Origin of the sequence: Bradyrhizobium sp. (assembly GCF_030646015.1) — a bacterium.
Taxonomy (GTDB): Bacteria; Pseudomonadota; Alphaproteobacteria; order Rhizobiales; family Xanthobacteraceae; genus Bradyrhizobium.
In genome coordinates this window covers 1-6,990 of sequence record NZ_JAUSLT010000042.1, presented here as the reverse complement: position 1 = coordinate 6,990, position 6,990 = coordinate 1, and the positions used below count along the sequence as shown (strand labels likewise).

The window sequence follows — 6,990 nt, the reverse complement described above, 5'->3', positions numbered from 1 at the left end:
CTCGAAGGGCGACGAGCTGCATCCGATGCAGGCCGCGTTCCGCGACAATCACGGCCTGCAGTGCGGTTACTGCACGCCGGGCATGATCATGTCGTCGATCGACATCGTCAACCGCTACGGCGGCAAGCTCGACGAGGACACCGTCCGGCACGAGCTGGAAGGCAATATCTGCCGCTGCACCGGCTACCACAATATCGTCAAATCGGTGCTCGACGCCGCCGGCCGCATGAAGGTCGCGCAGGCGGCGGAATAATCCGCGCCTGCACGATCCGAGCTTCGAAATTCAGAAAACCGACCGCGGTTCGCGCCTTCGATCTGGCGCCGACGATGCGGTCCGACAGGGAGAGATCCGATGGGTGTTGAGGGCATTGGCGCCAGCGTGGTGCGCAAGGAAGACCGACGTTTCGTCACGGGCCGCGGCCGTTACGTCGACGACATCAAGATTGTGGGCCTGACCCACGCGCATTTCGTCCGCAGCCCGCACGCGCATGCCAAAATCAAGAGCATCGACATCGCAGCTGCGAAGGGCATGCCGGGCGTGGTCGGAGTACTGACCGGACAGGAGATCGTCGACGACAAGGTCGGCAATTTGATCTGCGGCTGGGCGATCACGTCCAAGGACGGCACCGGGATGAAGATGGGCGCGTGGCCGGCGATGGCGCCGGAAATCGTGCGCTTCGCCGGACAGGCGGTCGCGGTGGTGATTGCCGAGACCAAGAACCAGGCCCGCGACGCTGCGGAAGCGGTCGTCGTCGACTATGAGGAGCTGCCGGTTGCTTCCGACATCCGCGCCGCGATCAAGCCTGGCGCACCGCAGCTGCATCCGGAAGCCCCGGGCAACGTGATCTACGACTGGACCATCGGCGAGGAAGCCGCGACGGATGCCGCGTTCAAGGCGGCGGCCAATGTGGTTTCGCTCGACATCACCAACAACCGGCTGGTGCCGAATGCGATGGAGCCGCGCGCGGCGATCGCCGAATACAACGACGCCGAGGAGCATTTTACGCTCTACACCACATCGCAGAACCCGCATGTCGCCCGGCTGGTTCTGTCGGCGTTCTACAACATCGCGCAGGAGCACAAGCTGCGGGTGGTGGCGCCCGATGTCGGCGGCGGCTTCGGCTCGAAGATCTTCATCTACCCCGAGGAAATGGTGGCGCTGTGGGCCTCCAAGAAGGTGCGGCGCCCGGTGAAGTGGACCGGCGATCGCTCCGAGGCGTTCCTCACCGACGCCCATGGCCGCGATCACCTGACCAAGGCCGAGATGGCGTTCGACAAGGACAATAAAGTCACGGCGTTGCGGGTGAAAACCTACGCCAATCTCGGCGCCTATATGTCGTTGTTCTCCTCCTCGGTGCCGACCTATCTCTATGCGACGCTGCTGTCGGGTCAGTACAACATCCCCAACATTTTTGCGGAAGTGATCAGCGTCTACACCAACACCACCCCGGTTGACGCCTATCGCGGTGCCGGCCGGCCCGAAGCCAGTTTTGTCGTTGAACGGCTGATGGAAACCGCGGCGCGGCAATTGAAGGTCGATCCGGCGGAATTGCGCCGCAAGAATTTCATCACGACCTTCCCGCACCAGACACCCGTCATCATGGCCTACGATGTCGGCGATTTCGGCGCCTCGCTGGATTCGGCGATGAAGGCGATCGACTATGCCGGCTTCCCCGCCCGCAAGGCGAAGGCCAAGACCGAAGGCAAGCTGCGCGGCATCGGCATCTCCTGCTACATCGAGGCCTGCGGCATCGCGCCGTCGAAGGCGGTCGGCAGCCTGGGGGCCGGCGTCGGCCTGTGGGAATCCGCCGAAGTCCGGGTCAATCCGGTCGGCACCATCGAAATCCTCACGGGTTCGCACAGCCACGGCCAGGGCCATGAGACCACCTTTGCCCAGCTGGTCGCGGGCCGGCTCGGCATTCCGATCAGCCAGGTCTCGATCGTGCATGGCGACACCGACAAGGTGCAGTTCGGCATGGGCACCTATGGCTCACGCTCGGCGGCGGTCGGCATGTCCGCCATCTTCAAGGCGATGGAGAAGGTCGAGGCCAAGGCCAAGAAGATCGCGGCGCATCAGCTGGAGGCGTCCGAGGCCGACATCGTCATCGAGAACGGCGAGTTCAAGGTCACCGGCACCGACAAGTCGATCGCGCTGCCGATGGTGGCACTCGCCGCCTACACCGCGCACAACCTGCCCGACGGCATGGAGCCCGGCCTCAAGGAGGGCGCATTCTACGACCCCACCAACTTCACCTTTCCGGCCGGCGCCTATATCTGCGAGATCGAGGTCGACTCCGGCACCGGCAAGACCTCCTTCGTCAACTTCGTCGCCGCCGACGATTTCGGCACGTTGATCAACCCGATGATCGTCGAAGGCCAGGTCCATGGCGGCCTCGCCCAGGGCATCGGCCAGGCGCTGCTGGAAGGCGCGGTCTATGACAGTTCCGGCCAGCTCGTGACCGCGTCGTTCATGGACTACACCATGCCGCGCGCCGACGATCTGCCGTCGTTCAAGCTGTCGCACACCACGACGCTGTGTCCGGGAAATCCGCTCGGCGTCAAGGGCTGCGGCGAGGCCGGCGCGATCGGCGCATCGGCTGCCGTCATCAACGCCATCACCGACGCCATCGGCAACAACAAGCTCGAAATGCCCGCCTCACCCGACCGGGTGTGGCACGCGATTCACGGTTGAGAGGGAGCAGGAACATGTACGAGACCACTTATCATCGCCCCGCTTCCGTGGATGAAGCTGCAGCACTTTTCGCCAAGGGTTCGGACTCGAAGTATCTCGCCGGCGGCCACACGTTGCTGCCAGTGATGAAGCAGCGGCTGGCCTCGCCGTCCGACGTGATCGATCTCGGCAAGATCAAGGATCTGGTCGGCATCGAGCCAAGCGGCGCCGGCATCGTGATCAAGGCGGCAACCACCCATTACGACGTGGCCAACAGTGACGCGGTAAAAAAGGCGATTCCGGCGCTGGCTCACCTCGCCTCGCTGATCGGCGATCCCCAGGTGCGATATCGCGGCACGATCGGCGGCTCGATCGCCAACAACGATCCCGCGGCCGACTATCCGGCGGCGGTGCTGGCGCTCGGTGCGACGATCAAGACCAACAAGCGCTCGATCGCGGCGGACGAGTTCTTCAAGGGCCTGTTCACGACCGCGCTCGCGGACGGCGAGATCATCACCGCCGTGTCGTTCCCGGTTCAGGCCAAGGCGGGCTATTCCAAGTTTCCGAACCCGGCCTCGCGCTTTGCCCTGACCGGGGTGTTCGTCGCCAAAACCCCGGCGGGAGACGTCCGCGTCGCCGCCACCGGCGCCTCGCAGAACGGGGTGATGCGGGTGCCGGCGATCGAGGCCGCGCTGAAGGCGAACTGGTCGGCGGGCGCGCTCGACAACGTCACTGTCTCCACCGACGGGCTGCTGTCCGATATCCATGGCTCCTCGGCCTATCGCGCCAATCTGATCAAGGTGATGGCGCAGCGCGCGGTGACTGCGGCGGGCTGATCGGCCGCATTCACGGGGAGACATGCAAGCGGCGCGCAGGGATGCGCGCCGCTCTGCATTTGGTCACATTCCAGCCAATTGGCGCTTGCCTTGGGACTCACAAGGCGGGACAATTTAGCTAATCAACTAACTAAGAAATTCCCCGGGAGCGCGGCCCATGAAGTTCGGCATTTTCTACGAGCACCAGCTGCCGCGGCCCTGGAACGAGGGCGACGAGCACAGGCTGTTCCAGGAGGCGCTCGACCAGGTCGAACTCGCCGACCGGCTCGGCATCGACTACGCCTGGGAAGTCGAGCATCATTTCCTCGAGGAATACTCCCACTCCTCGGCGCCGGAAATCTTCCTCGCGGCGTGCTCGCAGCGCACCAAGCGGATTCGCCTCGGCCACGGCATCTGCCTGATGCCGCCGAAATACAACCACCCGGCCCGGGTCGCCGAGCGCATCGCCACGCTGGATCTGGTCTCCAACGGCCGCGTCGAATTCGGCACCGGCGAGAGCGCGTCCCTGATGGAGCTCGGCGGCTTCAATGTCGGCTTCGATGCGGTCGAGAAGCGGCGGATGTGGCAAGAGGGCGTCGAGCAGTGCACCAACATGATGGTGATGGACCCCTACCCCGGCTTCAAGGGCGAGTTCTTCGAGATGCCCTGCCGCAACGTGGTGCCGAAACCGCTGCAGAAGCCGCATCCGCCGCTGTGGGTGGCCTGCTCCAACCGCGAAACCATCAAGATGGCCGCGCGCTGCGGCATCGGTGCGCTGACCTTTGCCTTCGTCGATCCGCGCGAGGCACGGCAATGGGTCGATGACTACTACCGGATTTTTAAAGAGGAATGCGTGCCGATCGGCCACGCGGTCAATCCCAATGTCGCGATGGTGACCGGCTTCTCGCTGCATGCCGACGAGATGGAATCGCGCCGCCGCGGCGAGGACGGCTTGCGCTTCTTCCGCTATGGCCTGGCGCATCACTACATCTTCGGCGAACACAAGCCTGGCCGCACCGACATCTGGGCCAATTTCGAAAAGGCGCGGCATGCGCTGCCAGCGGCCGGCGCCGATCACGGCATCGGCACGCCGGACCAGTTGCGCACCCATCTGCGGCACTTCGAGGAATCCGGCGTCGACCAGACCGTGTTCATCCAGCAGGGCGGCCGCAACCGGCACAAGGACATCTGCGAGGCGCTGGAGCTGTTCGCCAGCGACGTGATGCCCGAATTCCGCGCGCGCGAGATCGAGCGCGAGAAGCAGAAGCAGGAAGAACTCGCGCCCTTCATCGCCAAGGCGATGGCGCGCAAGCAGGCGATGGCGCCTATGCGGGACGAGGAGATCCCGGTCTATGTCGCGCTCGGCCGCAAGGTCGCCGAGGAAGGCACCGGCACCGAACGCCAGAAACAGAACGCCAAGCTGTGGGCCGACGCTGCCAAGGTCACCCTCAGCGATCCCGCCCGCCACGGCAGCAAGACCTCCGCAACCTCATAGAATTCTTCGCGTCTCACATAACGGAAACAACAACGTGCTCGATAAACCAGCCCCGACTTCATCCACCCGTATTTCCGGCCCGCTCGCGGGCTTCCGCATCGTCGAATTCGCCGGCATCGGGCCCGGTCCGTTTGCCTGCATGATGCTGGCCGACATGGGCGCGGAAGTGGTGACGCTCGATCGGGTCGGCGCCAAGAAGAACATGAAATCGGTGGCGGGGCGCGGACGGAAGGTGGTCGAGCTCGACCTCAAGGACAAGGCCGCCGTGGCGCAGGTGCTCGACCTGCTCGCCAATGCCGATGCGCTGATCGAGGGCTTTCGGCCCGGCGTGATGGAGCGGCTGGGGTTGGGACCCGACGTGGTGCAGGCGCGCAATCCGCGGCTGGTCTATGGCCGCATGACCGGATGGGGCCAGGAAGGCCCGCTGGCGCAGGCCGCCGGCCACGACATCAATTATATCTCGGTGACCGGCGCGCTGTCCGCGATCGGACCCAAGGAGCGGCCGGTGCCGCCGCTCAATCTGGTCGGCGATTTCGGCGGCGGCGCGCTCTACGTCGTGGTCGGCGTGCTGGCGGCGTTGCTGGAAGCCTCGAAATCCGGCAAGGGCCAGGTGGTGGACGCCGCGATGTGCGATGGCGCGGCCTCGCTGATGTCGATGTTCTTCGACATGACCGCGATCGGGCGCTGGACCGAAGGCCGCGAGCAGAATTTCCTCGACGGCGGCGCGCATTTCTACGGCGTCTATGAATGTTCCTGCGGTAATTTCGTCTCGATCGGCTCGATCGAACCGCAATTCTACGCCCTGCTGCGCCAGCATGCCGGCCTGACCGACAGCGATTTCGACGCGCAGATGGACCGCAAGGCCTGGCCGGCGCTGAAGGAAAAACTGGCAAAGGTTTTCAAGAGCAAGAGCCGCGCGGAGTGGTGCGCCATCATGGAAGGCACCGACATCTGCTTCGCGCCGATCCTGACCATGGCGGAAGCGCCGAAGCACCCGCACAACGTCGCGCGCAAGATTTTCGTGGAGCGCCACGGCGTGACGCAGCCAGCGCCCGCACCACGGTTTTCGCGCACGCCCTCGGCGATCAGGGAGCCGGAGGTTGCGGATATCGGTGCGCTGACGAGCGCGTGGAAGGCGGGGAGGTAACGCCGCTGCCGTAGGGTGGGCAAAGGCGCGCCCTTCGCGCCGTGCCCACCATCGATGGCGCGTCAATCGCTGAACGAAGATGGTGGGCACGGCGCAAGGGCGCCTTTTGCCCACCCTACGAAATAGCTACGCCGCATCCTCCACCTTCAGCACGCCCCTTCGAATCTGATCCTCCTCGATCGATTCGAACAGCGCCTTGAAATTGCCTTCGCCAAAGCCGTCGTCGCCCTTGCGCTGGATGAACTCGAAGAAGATCGGTCCGATGGCGTTGGCGGAGAAGATCTGCAGCAGCACCTTTGTCAATCCGCCTTCGACCACGCCTTCGCCGTCGATCAGGATGCCGTCGCGTTTCAACCGCGCGACGTCCTCGCCATGCGCGGGCAGGCGCGCTTCGATCTTCTCGAAGTAGGTTTCCGGCGGCGGCGGCATGAACGGCAGGCCGGCGGCGCGCAGGGTCTCGACGGTCTGGTAAATATCGCTGCAGCCGCAGGCGATATGCTGGATGCCCTCGCCGCGATAGACGTTGAGATATTCCTCGATCTGGCCGGAATCCCCGGCATCCTCGTTGATCGGAATCCGGATCTTGCCGTCGGGGCTGGTCAGCGCCCGCGAAAACAGACCGGAGGCGCGGCCCTCGATGTCGAAGAAGCGGATCTGCCGGAAGTTGAACAGTCTTTCGTAGAAGCCGGTCCAGACATCCATGCGGCCGCGGTGGACGTTGTGGGTGAGGTGATCGAGATAATAAAATCCGACACCCTTGGGCTGATGATCGGTGAAGGTGAAGTCCTTGTAGGAGTTGGTCGTGCCATATTGATCGACGAAATAGATCAGTGAACCGCCAATACCAACAATAGCCGGAACC

Annotated in this window: 6 protein-coding genes; 5 read left to right on the top strand and 1 reads right to left on the bottom strand. The window is 64.2% G+C overall.

Annotated features, from left to right (window positions below):
* From Q7T45_RS06465 to Q7T45_RS06445, 5 genes are all read left to right on the top strand, one after another.
* Positions 1 to 253, top strand: a 253-nt coding sequence (locus tag Q7T45_RS06465; protein WP_304868911.1) for a (2Fe-2S)-binding protein, incomplete at its 5' end; no start/stop codon positions are given.
* 99 nt (positions 254 to 352) lie between these two features.
* Positions 353 to 2,692 (top strand): xanthine dehydrogenase family protein molybdopterin-binding subunit, encoded by a 2,340-nt coding sequence (locus tag Q7T45_RS06460; protein WP_304868909.1) that lies wholly within the window; start codon positions 353 to 355, stop codon positions 2,690 to 2,692.
* A gap of 14 nt (positions 2,693 to 2,706) precedes the next feature.
* Complete coding sequence (locus tag Q7T45_RS06455) at positions 2,707 to 3,507, top strand: xanthine dehydrogenase family protein subunit M (RefSeq protein ID WP_304868907.1); 801 nt, start codon at positions 2,707 to 2,709, stop codon at positions 3,505 to 3,507.
* Positions 3,508 to 3,664: 157 nt separating this feature from the next.
* Positions 3,665 to 4,981, top strand: coding sequence for an LLM class flavin-dependent oxidoreductase (locus Q7T45_RS06450; RefSeq protein WP_304868905.1), 1,317 nt, complete (start codon positions 3,665 to 3,667; stop codon positions 4,979 to 4,981).
* A gap of 34 nt (positions 4,982 to 5,015) precedes the next feature.
* Entirely contained in the window at positions 5,016 to 6,128 is a 1,113-nt protein-coding gene (locus Q7T45_RS06445; RefSeq protein WP_304868903.1) for a CaiB/BaiF CoA-transferase family protein, read from the top strand.
* Positions 6,129 to 6,254: 126 nt separating this feature from the next.
* Here the strand turns inward: Q7T45_RS06445 and hppD are convergent.
* A partial coding sequence (hppD, locus tag Q7T45_RS06440) for a 4-hydroxyphenylpyruvate dioxygenase (protein WP_304868901.1) occupies positions 6,255 to 6,990 on the bottom strand: 736 nt, incomplete at its 5' end.